Origin of the sequence: Companilactobacillus suantsaicola, from assembly GCF_004745525.1 — a bacterium.
Classification (GTDB): Bacteria; Bacillota; Bacilli; order Lactobacillales; family Lactobacillaceae; genus Companilactobacillus; species Companilactobacillus suantsaicola.
The window spans coordinates 15,490-33,049 of sequence record NZ_RKLY01000006.1; the positions used below are offsets into that span (position 1 = coordinate 15,490).

Here is a 17,560-nt window from a genome sequence, read left to right on the forward strand (position 1 = left end):
GCAACAAACTCGATTTTGGCCGGAACAATGTGGGCACGACTTGAACCTACCGCAAAGAACGCGGCATTTCCAAGCTCGGCCTTTCAGTAAGTGCTAAAGCACTAACTGAAATTTCACATTTGAGCCAAATCGAGTTTGCTGCTCCAGACTGAATAGTGAATCTATGATTTATTTCTTTCTAATATTTTAAGAATAGTAATTCTCTTCAAAGTTGTTTGGTGTATTGTGACGATAAAAAAGAAGCTGTATTAATGCAAATCGCATTAGTTCAGCTTCTTTATTTAATTTTAGATTTAAATATGAGTTAAATAGAACCATATTCGAAGCTTAAGCTCGACTACATCGATGGTTTGGAATGAACTACATAGCCATTTGGATAAATTGTCCAATCATCCCCACTATTGCCTGAGTTTGAATCCCCGGAATTTCCACGTATCCAATAAACTGAATCGCCATTTTTATCTTTAACTGTATCAGTGCTTCCGCTTGAGTGATTGATGACTACTGAGTAATTACTATCACTGGATTGATTTTGACTCTTGATTAAATTGATAGCGTCTTGTGAACTGTTTACGCTAGTGGAACTACTATCATTTGTTTGTGTTGTACTTGAATCAGCTTCGGAATTGTTACTTGAATCATTTTCTGTATCCGAAGTAGTATCAGGTTCACTTGAAGCATTTGCCTCAGTTTCATCGGTTTCTTCTTTTTTATCATCAGACTCTGTTTCTTTTTTCTTGGTTTTCGACTTATAAGATTTTTTCAAAGTCGTATTCGTCAAATTTGATGAGCGTGACACTAACTTACTAGTTTCACTGTATGCTAATTTATTTTTACTGTTTCGATACTCAAATAATCCGACCGTTTGAAAATTTGTTGCCGAAAGATTCGTGAACAATCCTTTAATATTTTTAGTGCTATTTGATTTAATTGAAATTTTACCGCGTTTTGAGGCACTAGTTTTATCATTTTGTCCGTGCACTAGCATAATATCGGAAAATACTAAGCCAACATTTTTATTTGTCCGATTGATCACTTTCAAATCGACGTTTGAAGCTGAACTATTTCTCGTGAATTGAAAAGTCATTTCATTTTTTTCTGAATCACTTAAATTTACATATTCTACAGTCTTATTGGTAGTCTCATTAGTTAATATTGTTTTTTCATCACTACTGGTGCTGACTTTTGAACAGCCACTGACGACTAGAACTAGCGCTAGTAAGATCAATAATCTGAGTTTTTTCAAGGCGCTTCCCCCCTAATAAGATTAATAATAATATACCCTTTACAACAACGAAAAAAAAGGGTTGTACGATAAAAGTGCCCAATTAGTGACCACTGGTGTCATTTTTTTCACAAAAAAACCGCCCCTACACAGAGAGCGGCTCATATCAAGTTAGGGAATTACTTGCCCAACTTAACCTTGTTTGTCATGTTTAACTCGTCATCGAAGTCGTCAATCACTGGTTCACCAGTCGTCGCTTCAAGATTCGTGATGCTCCATCGTGCGGCCAAGTTCTAACTGATTCCTATCAACAACCACTAAACTAACGATGGCTTTACCCCAAGCCTAGCGTTGGCTTAAGTTTAAAATTAGTTTTGCAATGGCTGTGGCATCTGGTGGACACGTTATTGCTTGGGAAACGGGGGTCAATTCGGGTTTACTCGTGACCCAAACTGCTTGCTGAGCACAAGCTAACATGTTCCGGTCGTTTTCATCATTGCCAAAAGCAATATAGTGTTCGAAACCAATGTCGGCCAAGGCGTGGGCCTTATTAATACCTTGAGCGGTGATATCTAAACTGCCTTCACCACTATGCTCAATGACGACTAGATTTAGTGTTATGAGTAATCGTTTGATCTTTGCGCGCAACGCCGGAGCTAGGTTTAGTAAAATAACTTTAACTGGATCATTTAAGGAAGCTAATGACTGACGTTGGGCTAATCGTTGGGGGTCAAGTTGACGTAAAATTGGGTTATCATTGGAAACATGACAAGCATAATTCCACGTGCCGTCCATAACATAATCCAAGTGGTGCCTTTCTATGAGCTGCTTCAACTGTTGAACAGCAATCGGTGGTAATGGTTGGAGCACACTTAACTTTCCAGAAACCTGGGTCATAACACCGTTACCACCAATTAAGGGCTGCTGGTCAAGTCCTGGGATAATGGGCAGTAAATCACGAATTGGTCGGGCAGACGCAAAGGCAACTTTGTGGTGATCTCGAATTAAGTTGGTTAACACCTGTGTAATGGCTGGGGCGATGGTCCGACCATCAAAGCTTAACGTACCATCAATATCAAAAACAAAATTCATGATAAACTCCTTAGATGAAATTCAGCGAGTGTCCAGTAATCTCACTTTTTCCAGTAATAGATAAGATTGAGTATACATGTAATAGTATTAAAAGACTATCTTTAATTTTGGTGTTGCAATAGAAACCGATTTAATAACAGAAAAGACACAACAACTTGATTTGGCCATTGTGTCTTCAGAAACTTATTATTTTGGACAAACACGTGCTCGTTATCCAGCACATTCTGAAATGCTACAGTGTTCAACATCCAGCTAGGCCGGAACGCCTCCACAATGGGGCATAGGAGTATAGAAAACACCCACCAACTCTGCTAAGAAGTCGGCGAACTTCTTCAGTTTTCACTAATATTGCCATTTTTCATACCTGTTTTTCAGGTTACTATCCCTGATTCACATAACCCCCATGTAGTTTCCGCAAAGCCACACCATACTAACTGTAACAGGTTGGCAAAAACTACTTAACGTAATCTTGCGTCTTCTTTAGCGTCCACATCGGGCAGTACAACTGGTATTTACCCGGATTAAACCGAGTATATAGATAGGCCATTCAATCCCTTGGGATAACCCACCAAGTACTCTTTGCTTTTTCCATTTACCTTAGTGACATATGTGATAAAGGGCACCCCATCACCCAAATCATGTGTCCCAAACAGCCAAAAAAAGTAGATCAACAAAATTAAGATCTACTTTTTAGTCATTTTTCTTTGTTTCATTTTCATCGTCTTTTTCATCTTCTTGAACTAGTGGTAGTTCAATCTTAAAGACTGTTCCTGAACCTACAACACTTTCGACTTCCAAACTGCCATGATATATTTCAATCAAGCGTTTAGCGATAGAAAGCCCTAATCCGTTACCTCCACGTTTTCTAGAGCGTGCTTTGTCAACTCTATAAAAACGATTAAAAATCCGTTTAAGGTCGTTTTTTGCGATTCCTAAGCCATAATCTTGCACAACCACTTCTAGCAAAGCTGAATTAGTTGAAGCCGCAAAATTGATTTCTTTGCGTTCAGTTGAATATTTAAAGGCATTATCCAACAAAATAACTAAAACTTGCTCCAGGTGATTTCGATAAATTCTAACTTTACTACCCTCACGGATATCATCATCAAAATTGATCACAAAATCTGGATGCAACATTTTAAAGTCATTATAAACTTGAGTAAACAAAGACTTCACTTCAGTCGTTTGCTCCAAATAAGCACTGTCAATTTGTTCAACTCGCGTTAAATCTAACATTTCCTGGATCAATGACTGCATTCGTTTCAACTCTTGTAAAGATGAGTTGATTGAATCATTCAAAACTTCCGGATCATCTTTGCCCCAGCGTTGCAACATACTTAAATGTCCTTCCAACACTGCGACCGGTGTTCTCAATTCGTGAGAAACGTCTTCAACAAATTCTTTTTGTTGATTGGTATAGGCCTGCATTCTATCGAGCATCTTATTGATGTTGACTGTCAAATCATACACTTCATCATTACGTTTCCGGAGTTTGATTCGTGAATCGGAGTCAGGCTTTTTATTCAGGTCATCAATGGTCTTATTGATTTTTTTCAAATCATTCAAAACTGATGTCACCGCAAAAAAGCTTAACAAGACACCAAGTATGAAAACTACTACCCCACCAACGACCAATTTCGTAGTAAAAGTATTGATCTCATTCACAGATGCCACGTGTTGAACGGTTCGCATCGCCAAGACAGCCACAAAAATGTAAGCCATCAAAATAACGATTGAAATTATTGCTGTCCACTTGAATCTAATGGAAATTCTCATCGTCTCATCACATATCCTTTACCACGAACGGTTGAAATATAACTTGGTGCACCAGCACGATCAATTTTATTTCTTAGATACTTAATATAAACGTCGACAACGTTAGTTTCAGTTGATGAACCAGTACCCCAAACACGTTCTAACAAGTCATCACGACTAAGAACAGTTCCAACATTCTCCATCAAAACGCTCAATAGATCATATTCACGACGTGTTAAATCGATCACTTCACCGTTACGCTTTAGAGTTTGAGTAGTCTTGTCAATCACCAAATTCTTATACTTGAGAACTTGATCATTATTTCTCGTTACATCGATATCTAAATCAATTCGTCTCAACAAAGCCCGAATTCGAGCCAACAATTCTTCAATAGCAAATGGCTTTACGATATAATCGTCAGCGCCATGATCCAAACCAGAAACACGATCAATGATTGAATCACGGGCAGTCATCATAATGATTGGTGTGTTCTTTTCTTGGCGAACACGTCGACATACTTCGATACCATTTAATTCTGGCAACATCAAATCAAGTAAGATTAAATCCCAGTCTTCTGATAGTGCTGCATCTAGTCCAGTGCGACCGTCTCTTTCAACGGTTACTTCGTAATTTTCATGTTGAAGTTCAAGTTGAACAAATTTTGCCATGTTCTCTTCGTCTTCAATAACAAGTATTTTAGCCATACTTTTCTCCCATACATAAATATTAAATTATCTTTAATTATTGCTTAATCATTAATTTGAATTTGCCATCGGTTTGGCAATGCACTAATGATTTTAACATATAGCAAAAATTAAAAGAAGACAAGCTTTTATTTTTATTTTTTTAGAAAATAAAAAAGAGGCGAATAATTCGCCCCAATTTGAAATAATTATTCCAATTATTGTTCCTTATACCAAGTATAATGGAAGATTCCTGGCTTGTCATTTCTCTCATAAGTATGAGCACCGAAGTAATCTCTTTGTGCTTGGATCATATTTGCAGGAAGAACTTCTGAACGATATTGATCGTAGTATGAAACGGCAGCCATAAAGCCAGAAACAGGAATACCTGCTTGGACTGCATAGCTAACAACGTCACGTACATCTGATTGATATTCTTCAATAATCTTCTTGAAGTAATCGTTCAACAATAAGTTATCTAGTTTTGGATCTTCGTCATAAGCATCAGTAATCTTTTGTAAGAATTGAGCACGAATGATACAACCAGCACGCCAGATTTGAGCAATGCTACCGTATTGTAGATCCCAATCATAATGATCAGAAGCAGCTTTCATTTGAGCAAATCCTTGTGCATAACTAATGATCTTACTGAAGTACAATGCCTTACGGATTTTTTCAACTAATTCTTCTTTATTAACATCAGGTACATTTGTAGGAGCAGGCAATACTTTACTTGCTTTAACACGTTCGTCTTTGTAAGCGGAGATGTAACGTGAGTAAACTGATTCAGTGATAAGTGATTGTGGAACACCTAATTCCAAAGCACTTTGTGAACTCCATTTACCAGTACCTTTGTTACCAGCACGGTCAAGAATCTTGTTAACGATATAATCGTCTGAACCTTCATCGTCTTTTCTAGTTAGGATCTTAGCAGTGATATCGATCAAATAACTTGAAAGTTCACCTTTGTTCCAATCGTTGAAGACATCAGCAATCTTTTCAACGTCATTGTTGTACAAATGTTTCAACATGTTGTAACTTTCGGAGATCAATTCCATATCACCATATTCGATACCGTTGTGAACCATCTTTACATAGTGACCAGCACCGTTTGGTCCGATATATGTAACACATGGAGCACCATCTTCGTCAGCTTTAGCCGAAATTTGTTCCAAAATAGGAGCAACCAAGTCGTAAGCTTCCTTTTGACCACCAGGCATCAATGAAGGACCGTTCAAGGCACCTAGTTCACCACCAGATACACCCATTCCGATAAAGTTGATTCCTGACTTATCTAATTGTTCGCTACGTTTAATTGTATCTTCAAAGAAGGTGTTACCACCATCGATCAAAACATCACCTTTATCTAGTAAAGGCAATAATTGCTTGATAACGGCATCTGTACCTGCACCAGCTTTAACCATCATCAAAATACGACGAGGTTTTTCTAGTGAATTTACAAAGTCCTCAATTGTATAACTTGGAACTAATTTCTTTTCTGGATGTTCCTCAACAACTGCTTTAGTCTTTGAACCTGTACGGTTGTAGATAGCAACTTCATATCCACGACTTTCAATGTTTAGGGCAAGATTCTTTCCCATAACAGCCATACCAATAACACCAATTTGTGGTTTTGCCATTAATAATTACCTCCGATTTTTGTTCACATACTAAGTTTAACAAAAAAATAAAAAAGGAGCGCATAAAAGCTCCTTTTTAATCAAATTTTTGTATAAAAATATAAAAAAATGTAGGAAAATTGTTTAATCCTGTTTGTCGTCATTAAAAAGATTCTTTAATTTAGCAAATTCTGGATTAACATGTTCTTCTTCTTTTTGCTTGTTGAATTCATCCTCTGAAATAACACTCCAGTTTTTCCCTGAAGGCATGATGTTTTCAGCCTCTTCTTTTTCAGTCAAAACTTTAGTTGGTATACTCAACAAAATATTATCAATGATCGATTCATAAACATTGATAGTTGGATTATCATCGTCAATTGGAATTACAACATTGTAATCTTCCAATTCTTCATCCGAAACATTATCAATATTATATGCTTCATTGATTCTAATGTTAATTGGTAATTCCACTGGTAACAAGCTACGTGTTGAAGGCACCGTCAAGGTTGTCTCGACTTTAACATCAGAAATAACTAACCCATGATCATTGAATAGTTGACCTGCAACTTCGACTGGCGCAATTTTTAAAATTTCGTCCGTACGATTTTGCATCTCCTTAGTTAAATCTAGTGTTTCTTTAAATTCAAAAGGCTTGTCTTTGTAACGACGAACATCTTGAACATCCCAATTTAGCATTAACGTACCCCTTTCATATAAGGTATTCTTCCAAAATTCTGCTCAGAAAAATCAACCAGCTGACGAATCGAATCCGCCCGTAGTTCTAATTCCAAAGCAGTTTTTTCTTTTTTCCCTACTCGCGTGATAAAGGTTTGATCATTTTGTTTTAAGAAATTCAAATACTTCTGTCCAACTTGGTCAAAGCCTAAGACCCGCAAATAAGGGTTTTGATAAACATTTTTAATTTCCGACTCCTTAACATTTAACAAAGTGTAAATCATTAAACGTCTGAGTCGGGCCATAGTATAACGCTTTGATTTGACCCGTTCAATGAATTCTGTGAAATTCTGACTCGAATCAAGCTCTTTTTTTAATTTATATTCTAAGCCCTCAACCATCTGATAATCTTGTCGTAATTCAGTTTCAGAATGACTTAGAATCTGAAATTTTAAATAGTTAAAAAAATCATCCCAAGAAACCGAGCGCTCTTTTTGAAAAGCCGACCAAGTTTCTGATGGAACTAAATCTGAAAAATCTTTTTGTTCAGAAAAAAGTTGACGGATCGACGTGGCACTATAGTCATCACGCTTGCGAATAATCGTTTCAATCCCAATATCATAGTGATTCTCAACAATTGAACGAGCGTAATTCAACCCTAATAACTGGTTAGGGTCATGTGTCACAACCAGTCCGTTATAACGATAAAAGTCTGTCAAATTGGTCGCTGAACTTTGAGAATAGTCTTGTTGAAATTTTCCATCTAATTGCAAAGATTTATTGGCTAAAGCTTGAAAATCAAGGTCCGACTCTGAGCCAAAGACAATTTTATCAACTGATAAAGCATTCAACAACTTGATCGCGCCACTAGCAAAGTATTGCGCCGGCTGAACTGCATAAGCAAATGGCAATTCAATTACTAAGTCGACACCATTTTCAATCGCAATTTTAGCTCGCTGCCACTTATCTAAGACGGCAAAATCACCCCGTTGTACAAAATTACCGGACATAACGGCAATTAAAACATCGGGATGATATTTTTGTTTAATTTTATCAATAAATAACTTATGTCCATTGTGAAATGGATTGAATTCAGCGATAAAACCGTAAACTCTCATAACTACCTCTATTTTTCTGCAGCAAAGAACCAACGATTAGAATCATCTTGTATTGCTGATTTACCAAAACCGGCACTGACCTGGATGTTTTTGAATCCAACGTCAGATAAAATCAACTTGAAGGTCTCAATCGGATAAGTTCTTTCCTTATGTAACTCAGTATTGACTGAATAACCTTTTATCTTATCGTTCCAATTGAAGAAAGTCAGTTCATGCTCGATACTGTGAGGATACTCTCCCTCATAACTATTCCACATAAACGCTGAATCTTCAGTGCGGTGATTGAACATATAGCCTGGGAAGACTTCATCCATTTGATACAAAGAGTGAGCATCAAATAAATACTTTCCTCCCTTATTCAAATGTTGATAAGCTTGATCAAAAGCAATTGCCAACTCATCTTCATCGGTCAAATAACAAATTGAATCGTCAAAACAAGTAATCACATCAAATTGTCCGAAGTTATAAAGATCCATCATATTACTAGGTTCAAAGGGAATCTCTTTTTTAGCTTTAGTAGCTTTTTGCCGCGCAATTTTCAACATTTCTTCTGACAAATCGGTACCCGTGACATCGTATTTATCAGCCAATAAAATTGTCAAATCACCAGTTCCACAAGCAACATCCAGTAATTTTTGATCAGTTGGAACTTGTTGTTGAACGTAGTCAGCCCACTTATTGTAGAGCGTATCGTCCATTAACTCACTGTAGACACTAGCAAATGAGTTATAGATCATGCTTCAGTTACCAAATCGGAAATATCAACTTCTGTTGCATTTGACCAAAGTTTTTCCAAGTTGTAGAAGTCACGTTGTTCAGAAGTGAAGACGTGAATAATTACGTCATGTAAGTCAATCAAAACCCAGTCAGAGTTACGATTTCCTTCAACGTGTCCAACATCAATCTTATTTTCGCCAGCTTTGTCCAAAACAGATTGAACAATCGCATCGACTTGACGTTGAGAACTGGCATCCATAATGACGAAGTAATCAGCCATAATACTTACTTCACTGATATTTAAAACTTTAATGTCATTAGCGTGCTTTTCGTCAGCTGCTTTTACAGCAATTTCCATTATTTTTTTTGAGTCCAAATTATAAGTCTCCTTTTGTAATCCAATAATTATAACTAATAAATGTTTCGGGATAAATCTCTCTATTTTGATCGATCAAGTGTGCCAATGAATGCTTCAATTCATAAGCCACTGCTGAATCAAGTGATTTTTTAGCATATTCTCTAGCTTCGGTGATACCAGGGAAATCACGCTTAGGTTCGATAAAATCAGCCACAAAGACACATTTATCAACTTGAGTCATGTTAGTTGAACCAACTGTATGTCTGCGAATAGCATTTAAGACATCTTCATCATAAATACCAAGTTCATCTTTGACAATTTCAGCTCCAACAACACCATGCCAAATGGCGTTATTGTATTTCAAGAGTTGGGGGTCAAGCTGCTTTTCCTTAATTACACTAATAAATTCTTCATCGCTACGTTCTTTAGCATAATCGTGCAAAAGGCCTGCTAAACCAGCTCTTGAAACGTCGCCACCAAATTTCTGTGCCAATTGTCGACTAACTTCTTCTACTCGCAAACAATGGGTGAAACGAAAATCACTCAAACTATTTTTCATACGTTTTAAAATTTCATCACGATCAATTCCTGGTTTAATTTCACTATAATTAAATTCAGTCATTGTAAAGCCCCCTGTCTTTAATATACCAAGCAACATCATCTGGAACCAAATACTTGATTGATTTACCCTTTTTGACCCGTTCACGAATCATGCTAGAACTAATTTCAATTTCTGGTGTATTTACCCACAAAATGGGATATTTAGACTTTTTCTCAAAGCCCTTGCGACATACACCGACAAAATGAACCATCTGCATCAATTCATCAATATGGGACCACTTAGGAAGATTTTCGACCATATCTCCACCAATAATAAAGTAGTATTCAGTATTAGGATTGTACTCTTTTAACAGTTTAATCGTCTCAAAAGTATAACTAACCCCGCCCCGTTTAATATCAGTCAAATCAAGGTCGAAGTGCATATTATCCCTAATAGCCAATTTGATCATATTGATTCGGTCATCACTGTTGATTGAGGGAATAGTTTTTTCCACACCACGATGAGGCGGAATCTTATCTGGCAAAAATAAAACTTTGTCGAGACAGAGTTGTTCATAAACCTGTTCGCCGATCAATAGATGTCCCAAATGGATTGGGTTAAAGGTTCCACCCAAAATACCAACATGTTTCTTTGGTAAATTACTGTGAAATTCCAATTTTGCTTTAGTTAATAATTGTTTTTGAGTATCCATTTTCATCACTTTTAATTACATATTCTCTAATTCGATTGAGTATTTACGATTCTTGATCTTAGGTGCTTTCTTATAGAAAACCATCTTCGAACCGATTGTTTGAATGTGAACTACTTGGTCGTCAAATTCATTTAATGCGTCGATTAAATCTTGTGGTTCAACCATCGTATTTTGTAACAACGAAATTTTGATCAATTCAGCTTTGTTGATCAAGATTTCAAATTGATTGAGTAAGTTTTCACTGATGCCATCACGACCAACTTGTAGAGCTGGTTTCATAACCGCCGCTTGACTTCTCAAATAACGATTCTTTTTTCCTTTAATTATCATTGATAACTCCTTAAATAATAGCGTTTCTGATTGAGACGTGAACACCTTCAGGAACATAAGTCATAACCTTTGTTCCCGCGGGAATTGTGATCCAGCCTAATCCATAGATAACAATATCTGACTTCTCATGAGCTGAGAAAATTTGTTGTTTCAATTCGGGGAAATCTTTAACATCACTAGGAGGATTTAAAATATCACCCAGATGTTTAGCGTAGAACTCGTCAGCATTTTGCGTCTTCGTTCTATGCAATGGCAAGCCTTGATTGACATAAAATGTGACGTTTGTTCTGTCGTTTAAGAAATCAAAACGAGTCAAACCACCGACAAAAATAGTTTGGCCATCACGTAATTGGAAAGTTACTGGACGCAATGGCTTTTTAGGCGTAATAGCTTTCAAATCCTGAGCATTCAAGTAGTGTGCCAATTGATAATTGTGAATAATTCCCGGTGTATCGATCAAATTGTGTCCATCGTCTAGAGGAATATCGATTCGATCTAAAGTTGTTCCCGGAAATCTGGATGTTGTGATCAAATTCTTAATGTCAGAATTAGAACTGATGATACGGTTGATCAAAGTTGATTTACCAGTATTAGTTGTTCCGACAACGTAAACATCTTTACCATCACGGTATTTTTCAATCATTTCCATCAATTCATCAATATTAGTTCCCTTAACCGCTGAAACTAGAATTTGATCGGTTGACTTGATACCATTTTCTTTACTCTTTTGTTGTAACCAGTTTAAAAGTCGATTTTGATTGACTGAATGAGGCAACAAATCGACCTTATTTCCGACAACTAAAATCTTCTTATCGCCGACAAAGCGTTGCAATCCTGGGATCACACTGCCCTCATAATCAAAAATATCGACTACATTAACTACTAGAGCATCTTTTTCTGAAATTGAATCCAACAATTTCAAAAAGTCATCATCAGATACATCAACATCTGTGATTTCATTATAGTTACGAAGTCTAAAACATCTTTTACATAATAATTCTTTAGAATCATCCTCAAGATATTTCTTCAAGGTCGATGCTTGAATAAAACCAGGCTTATCTTTATCTTCGGTCTGTAGCTTTGCCCCACAACCTATACAGTACAACTTTTCATCAATTTCTGTCATTTAATGAATCCTTCCAATATAAATTCTTATCACGTTTTTGCATTGTTTTTAAAATCGGACGTTCAAAAAATCTATTTACACGCGTCTTTTTAGCGTCTGTCTCTACTAGTGGCTTGACCAAAACAGTCTTTAAACCAGCCATATTACCGGCTAAAACATCTGTCATAACTTGGTCGCCAACAAACAAGACACTTTCTGGGTCAATATGTTCTTTATGAATGTGATTTAAGATAACAAATGGGAGTGGTTTGACCGCTCGAGCGACGATACTAACTGGGAGTTCATGGACAGCTTTTTCAACTCGTTCATAACTATTGTTAGATACGATCATAACCTCAATTTGATTCTTCGCCATTTGGTTGAGCCATTTTCTTAATGAGAGGTCGTATTCATTACTGTTCCATGGTAAAAGTGTGTTATCAAGGTCAGTCATAATCGTAGTGATACCTAATTGTTTTAAGTCACTGACTTCAATATCGGTAATTTTATCAAGCATAATATATGGTTTAAACATTTTTAATCCTCATTATCCGCTCAATTAGTAAAAAAACGTAATTTGGGTTATCCAAATTACGTTTGTTTTTACAATTAAGCTAAAGCTTTTTTAGCTGTATCTACTAAACTTGTGAATGCCTTTGGATCTTCAATAGCGACTTGAGCCAACATCTTACGGTTAATGTCAACGTTTGCCAACTTCAAACCATGCATCAATTTGCTGTAGCTGATTTCGTTCATTCTAGCAGCAGCGTTGATTCTAGCAATCCATAACTTACGGAAGTCGCGCTTAACTTGGCGACGATCACGGAATGCATAACGGTATGAAACCATGATTTGAGTATGAGCTGCTTTAAAAGTGATATGTTTTGAACCACGATATCCTTTAGCTAATTTTAAAACTTTCTTACGACGTTTGCGAGTTACTGTTCCACCTTTTACACGTGGCATAATGACTCCTCCTTTTGATTAAAAAAAATAAATAATTAGTATGTAGCTAACATTTGTTTGATACGTTTCATATCACTTGAACTTACCATACCTGGCTTAGCCAATTGACGACGTTGCTTCTTTGTCTTACCGTGGAAACGGTGACTTGTGTAAGCATGCATTCTCTTCCAACCACCATTAGCAGTCTTCTTAAATCTCTTTGCTGATGCGCGGTGTGTTTTTTGTTTAGGCATGAAAATCCCTCCACTATTTCTTCTTTTTGTTATCTTTTGCATTAATTGGATCAAGCATTAAGAACATACTACGACCGTCCATCTTGGGCTTAGTTATCACATTTGCGATATCTTTAGTAGCTTCTCCGACACGGTCTAAGACTTCCTTACCTATCTCTTTATGAGTAATTGCTCTACCCTTAAAGCGAAGAGAAACTTTGACCTTATCACCCTTAGATAGAAACTTACGAGCATTATTAAGCTTAGTATTGAAATCATTTTCCTCAATAGTAGGACTTAAACGTACTTCCTTAACACTAACGGTTTTTTGTTTTTTACGTGCTTCACGATCTTTCTTTTGAAGATCAAACTTATATTTACCATAGTCCATAATTCTGGCAACAGGTGGTTTAGCACCTGGTGACATTAGAACTAAGTCCATATTTGCAGCATCAGCTAAACGTTGTGCTTCTGCCTTTGGTTTAACACCAACTTGATCGCCATTTTCAGAAATCAATCGTACTTCTTTCGCACGTATTTGATCATTTATTAATAAATCTCTTGCTATGAGTAGTCACCTCCGAAGTAATTTAGCCCACAAAAAAAGCGGGCCGCATAAGCATGCCCACTATGTATTTACGCAATCGTATTAACCTAGAGGCGAATGCATAGGTGAGAAGCGGGCGCTTCTGCTTAATCTCAACAGTTAATAAGTATACTATAATAAATCGCTCTGTCAATACAATTTACTAAAATAATACCGTTATCCTGAAAGAATCAATACATTAAATTTACCATATTTTACTATTTACAACAAACATTTCAACTCAGAACCTCATAAAAGGCATTTTCGTATCAGTCGCCAACTGCTTCAATTTATCAGCATTGATACTTCCTTTAGGTATATCGACCTTAATCTGTTGATAGACCTTCAAAATCCCATCAGGAACCTTTTTATGATGAGCTGAATAGTACTTAGAAAAGCCATGAGTCAACTTCGTGATAACTTCAAAATAAACCTTGTCATCATTGTTACCCATTAGCGGACGCGCACATTCTTCAACCGTCTTTTTCAATAGCGTATCCGTCTTAAACTCCTGATCAGAATAAATTTTACTCAAAATCTTAACTAAATTTGAACTCTTTTCATCCATAATCATCCCTTCTTCGACTTTATTATAGATAGAAAATTTCAAAAATGTAAAAAATTTGTTTTTTAGATAACAGCTACGATTTTTCCTTCAGTTTTGTGTTCTTTAATTAGTTTCAAACCGTTGGGAATCTCAGCAAATTTAATCCGCTTAGTTATCAGCGGATCGATTACGCCCTCACTGACTAGCTTAACTAACGAATTTGCCATTGTCGCCAAATCATTTAATTGATTCTTATTGCCACCACGATGCGCTCCGCCTAGATTGACACTCAAAACACTTTGACCTTTTGCACCTAGATCATAATTAGTTAAATCAGGTGTATTCAAAATATCCACGACTGCACCATTATAAGTCAATCGGTCGAGGTCCTTTTGTACTTCAATTCCACCGACCAAATTAATGATCAGATCCAGACCTACTCCATGAGTAAGTTTTTTAACAACCTTTGTTGTGTCTTCTTTTTTATAATCAATCACAAAATCGGCTCCGAGTTTTTTAGCGAATTCGACTTTTTTAGTTGAAACTGTGGTAAAAACTGTCAAACCAAGATACTTAGCTAGCTGGACCGCTATACTACCAACTCCACCAGCGCCGGCGTGAATCAAGACTGTCTTCTTACCGGTTAAATTCATTTTTCTAAATAATGCCGCATAAGCAGTCAAACCACTGCAAAGAATAGCTGCTGCCGCTTCAAAGCTGACGTTGTCAGGAATCTTGGCAATGACGTTGGACTTAGCTTTGGCATATTCGGCAAAAACGCCATCTTTAGCTAAATCCCCATGGAAAAAGACCCGCTGACCTTTGGTGAATGGTTGCTCGCAGTTTGTCCCTACCTTCTCAACGATTCCAGCTGCATCTAAGCCCAAGACGTGTGGATCATCCCAACTGTCAGGGTGATTTTCAACTAATTTATAATCGACCGGATTGAGTCCTACAGCACAAACCTTGATTAGCACTTCATTGTCAAGGACTTCAGGAATTTCAACTTGTGACACTTTGATGTCTGCAATTGAATTATCATTTTTTGCAATCGTTAAAGCTTGCATATTTTCCTCCAAAAAAAAATGTAAACCCACAATGTGAATTTACATTTTACTATTAATTAATCTTTATCAGTAACGTCTTTACGACTGTAGTTTGCAATATCAGCAACAACTGAACTTACGAACATCTTAGCATTTTCTGAAACTGATTCTTCTTCACCATATTTTCTAACTGAAACTGTGGCATCTTTAGTTTCTTCATCACCAACAACGACTGTGTATGGAATCTTCATTGTTTGTGAATCACGGATCTTGTAACCCATCTTTTCATCACGGTCATCAATTTCAGCACGAATGTTCTTAGCACGTAATTCTGCCAAAACATCATTTGCATAATCCATATGAAGTTTTTGGTTAACAGGGATAATACGTACTTGTGTTGGAGCTAACCATGTTGGGAAGGCACCCTTGTAAATTTCAATTAGGTAAGCAATAAATCTTTCCATAGTTGAAACGATACCACGGTGAATCATAACTGGACGGTGATCTTCGCCATCTGAACCAACATATGTTAGTTGGAACTTCTCTGGTTGCATGAAGTCAAGTTGGATAGTTGACAATGTTTCTTCATTACCTAGAGCTGTCTTTGTTTGAACATCAAGCTTTGGACCATAGAAAGCAGCTTCACCTTCAGCTTCGTAATACTTCAAACCAAGATCATCCATGGCTGCTTTAAGCATTGATTGTGACTTGTTCCACATTTCATCGTCATCGAAGTACTTTTCAGTATTTGCAGGATCACGGTAGCTCAAACGGAATGTGTAATCATTGATATCAAAGTCTTTGTAAACTTCAACCATCAATTGTAGAGTACGTTTGAATTCTTCTTGAATTTGGTCAAGAGCAACGAATGTGTGACCATCGTTTAGAGTCATTTCACGAACACGTTGTAGTCCTGACAAAGCACCTGATTTTTCATATCTGTGCATCATACCAAGTTCAGCGATACGAAGTGGAAGATCTCTGTATGAACGGTTGTGGTGCTTGTAAATTTGAATATGTGAAGGACAGTTCATTGGACGAAGTTCTAGCATTTCGCCATCACCCATATCCATTGGTGGGAACATGTCTTCACGATAGTGTGCCCAGTGACCTGAAGTCTTATAAGCATTTAAGTTCATCAAGATTGGTGTATAAACGTGTTGGTAACCCCAAGCAACTTCCTTGTCGATGATATATCTTTCGATAACACGACGGATTGTAGCACCATTTGGCATCCAGTATGGAAGACCAGCACCAACTTCTGGATCAACGAAGAATAAGTCAAGGTCACGACCAATTGTTCTGTGGTCACGTTCCTTAATTTCAGCACGACGTTTAAGGTCAGCTTTTAGGCCATCTTCTTTATAGAAGGCTGTACCATAAATTCTTTGAAGCATTGGGTTACTTGACTTACCTTGCCAATAAGCACCAGCAACTGAAAGCAATTCGAAGTGTTTCAAAGCTTTAAGGTTGTTTAGTACAGCATCGTAACCAAAGTCAACGAATCCATCAAGTGTGTAAACTGGAATTTGAACAGAATCAATTGCACCAACCAATGAAGATTTGTATGGATCATCTTTGAACATTTCAACTAATTCTTTCTTGTCCATCATTGATCTTTCAATCTTGTCATTGTTCTTGATGATCTTGTTCATCAAAGCAGAAATTTTTTTCAATTCATCAACACTGATTTGGCCTTCTTGGCTATCAGTATCAACATAAAAACCATCATCATTTGATTGTTTTTCACCGAGGTGAAGATCTTCCTTAAAGCTCTTAGCAGCAGCACTGAAAACCAAAGCAGCTGTGTTTCTCAACACCTTCAAGGCATCTTCTTTATCTTCACCAGAAATGATTTCGATCTTAGCATCTTGTTTGATAGGACGTTCAAGATCAACTAAAGTGTCATTTAATTTACCAGCAACAGCTTTTTTACCCAATGATGTGCTAATTGATTTAGCAACGTCTAGTGTAGTTGTGCCTTCATCAAACTCCTTAACAGAATCATCTGGGAATGTTAACTTGATTTTTGACATTTACTATATTCCTCCTAAAATTAGACAACAAAAAAATGCGTCTCTGAAGTACAGACATATTCAAAATATGTACATACTTCAGGGACGCATTCGCGCGGTTCCACCCACTTTAAAACTGTATAACAAAAAAACAGTTTTCACTCATTTGGTTATAAAGTAACCGTCAATTATACAATTTTGTATGGAAGTGGTAACTCCAGTAATGGGTAAGCTTTCAGTAATCGTACCCTCCCTGAA

The 17,560-nt window shown here is 36.8% G+C and carries 20 protein-coding genes; all 20 read right to left on the minus strand.

From position 1 onward, the window contains the following. Window positions 1-337: 337 nt before the first annotated feature. On the minus strand, window positions 338-1,246 hold the full coding sequence (locus EGT49_RS03235) for a hypothetical protein (protein WP_135371528.1): 909 nt from the start codon (window positions 1,244-1,246) through the stop codon (window positions 338-340). 324 nt (window positions 1,247-1,570) lie between these two features. Then, window positions 1,571-2,317, minus strand: coding sequence for an HAD-IIB family hydrolase (locus tag EGT49_RS03245; protein WP_135371529.1), 747 nt, complete (start codon window positions 2,315-2,317; stop codon window positions 1,571-1,573). Window positions 2,318-3,007: 690 nt separating this feature from the next. Further along, window positions 3,008-4,093, minus strand: a complete 1,086-nt coding sequence (locus tag EGT49_RS03250) for a sensor histidine kinase (protein ID WP_135371530.1) — start codon at window positions 4,091-4,093, stop codon at window positions 3,008-3,010. After that, on the minus strand, window positions 4,090-4,776 hold the full coding sequence (locus tag EGT49_RS03255; RefSeq protein ID WP_135371531.1) for a response regulator transcription factor: 687 nt from the start codon (window positions 4,774-4,776) through the stop codon (window positions 4,090-4,092). The genes EGT49_RS03250 and EGT49_RS03255 overlap by 4 nt, the downstream gene beginning before the upstream one ends. A gap of 197 nt (window positions 4,777-4,973) precedes the next feature. Continuing rightward, the gene (gene gndA, locus EGT49_RS03260) at window positions 4,974-6,395 is read right to left on the minus strand and encodes an NADP-dependent phosphogluconate dehydrogenase (RefSeq protein ID WP_135371532.1); all 1,422 of its coding nucleotides are present in this window, start codon (window positions 6,393-6,395) and stop codon (window positions 4,974-4,976) included. A gap of 123 nt (window positions 6,396-6,518) precedes the next feature. Next, complete coding sequence (locus EGT49_RS03265; protein WP_135371533.1) at window positions 6,519-7,070, minus strand: YceD family protein; 552 nt, start codon at window positions 7,068-7,070, stop codon at window positions 6,519-6,521. Next, window positions 7,070-8,167 carry a nucleotidyltransferase gene (locus EGT49_RS03270; protein ID WP_135371534.1) on the minus strand — a complete coding sequence of 366 codons (1,098 nt, stop codon included), beginning with the start codon at window positions 8,165-8,167 and terminating at the stop codon, window positions 7,070-7,072. The genes EGT49_RS03265 and EGT49_RS03270 overlap by 1 nt, the downstream gene beginning before the upstream one ends. Window positions 8,168-8,175: 8 nt before the next feature. Beyond that, a complete protein-coding gene (locus tag EGT49_RS03275; RefSeq protein WP_135371535.1) occupies window positions 8,176-8,904 on the minus strand; it encodes a class I SAM-dependent DNA methyltransferase in 729 nt (242 codons plus the stop codon). Continuing rightward, window positions 8,901-9,260, minus strand: a complete 360-nt coding sequence (gene rsfS, locus EGT49_RS03280) for a ribosome silencing factor (protein WP_179949614.1) — start codon at window positions 9,258-9,260, stop codon at window positions 8,901-8,903. The genes EGT49_RS03275 and rsfS overlap by 4 nt, the downstream gene beginning before the upstream one ends. Before the next feature lies 1 nt (window position 9,261). Then, on the minus strand, window positions 9,262-9,864 hold the full coding sequence (gene yqeK, locus EGT49_RS03285) for a bis(5'-nucleosyl)-tetraphosphatase (symmetrical) YqeK (RefSeq protein ID WP_135371536.1): 603 nt from the start codon (window positions 9,862-9,864) through the stop codon (window positions 9,262-9,264). Next, on the minus strand, window positions 9,857-10,495 hold the full coding sequence (locus EGT49_RS03290; RefSeq protein WP_135371537.1) for a nicotinate-nucleotide adenylyltransferase: 639 nt from the start codon (window positions 10,493-10,495) through the stop codon (window positions 9,857-9,859). The genes yqeK and EGT49_RS03290 overlap by 8 nt, the downstream gene beginning before the upstream one ends. A 15-nt stretch (window positions 10,496-10,510) precedes the next feature. After that, complete coding sequence (locus EGT49_RS03295) at window positions 10,511-10,825, minus strand: YhbY family RNA-binding protein (RefSeq protein WP_135371538.1); 315 nt, start codon at window positions 10,823-10,825, stop codon at window positions 10,511-10,513. Window positions 10,826-10,835: 10 nt separating this feature from the next. Beyond that, window positions 10,836-11,951, minus strand: a complete 1,116-nt coding sequence (gene yqeH, locus EGT49_RS03300) for a ribosome biogenesis GTPase YqeH (RefSeq protein WP_135371539.1) — start codon at window positions 11,949-11,951, stop codon at window positions 10,836-10,838. Next, window positions 11,938-12,465, minus strand: a complete 528-nt coding sequence (locus tag EGT49_RS03305; protein ID WP_135371540.1) for a YqeG family HAD IIIA-type phosphatase — start codon at window positions 12,463-12,465, stop codon at window positions 11,938-11,940. The genes yqeH and EGT49_RS03305 overlap by 14 nt, the downstream gene beginning before the upstream one ends. Before the next feature lie 74 nt (window positions 12,466-12,539). Next, window positions 12,540-12,896, minus strand: coding sequence for a 50S ribosomal protein L20 (rplT, locus tag EGT49_RS03310; RefSeq protein WP_025084494.1), 357 nt, complete (start codon window positions 12,894-12,896; stop codon window positions 12,540-12,542). A gap of 35 nt (window positions 12,897-12,931) precedes the next feature. Then, on the minus strand, window positions 12,932-13,129 hold the full coding sequence (rpmI, locus tag EGT49_RS03315) for a 50S ribosomal protein L35 (RefSeq protein WP_025084493.1): 198 nt from the start codon (window positions 13,127-13,129) through the stop codon (window positions 12,932-12,934). 13 nt (window positions 13,130-13,142) lie between these two features. Beyond that, on the minus strand, window positions 13,143-13,676 hold the full coding sequence (gene infC, locus EGT49_RS03320) for a translation initiation factor IF-3 (protein WP_135371541.1): 534 nt from the start codon (window positions 13,674-13,676) through the stop codon (window positions 13,143-13,145). A 259-nt stretch (window positions 13,677-13,935) separates the two neighbouring features. Next, entirely contained in the window at window positions 13,936-14,262 is a 327-nt protein-coding gene (locus tag EGT49_RS03325) for a bacteriocin immunity family protein (protein WP_167849739.1), read from the minus strand. Window positions 14,263-14,324: 62 nt separating this feature from the next. Beyond that, window positions 14,325-15,308 (minus strand): zinc-binding dehydrogenase, encoded by a 984-nt coding sequence (locus EGT49_RS03330; protein ID WP_135371543.1) that lies wholly within the window; start codon window positions 15,306-15,308, stop codon window positions 14,325-14,327. 56 nt (window positions 15,309-15,364) lie between these two features. Next, window positions 15,365-17,323, minus strand: a complete 1,959-nt coding sequence (gene thrS, locus EGT49_RS03335; protein ID WP_135371544.1) for a threonine--tRNA ligase — start codon at window positions 17,321-17,323, stop codon at window positions 15,365-15,367. Between the last annotated feature and the right edge of the window lie 237 nt (window positions 17,324-17,560).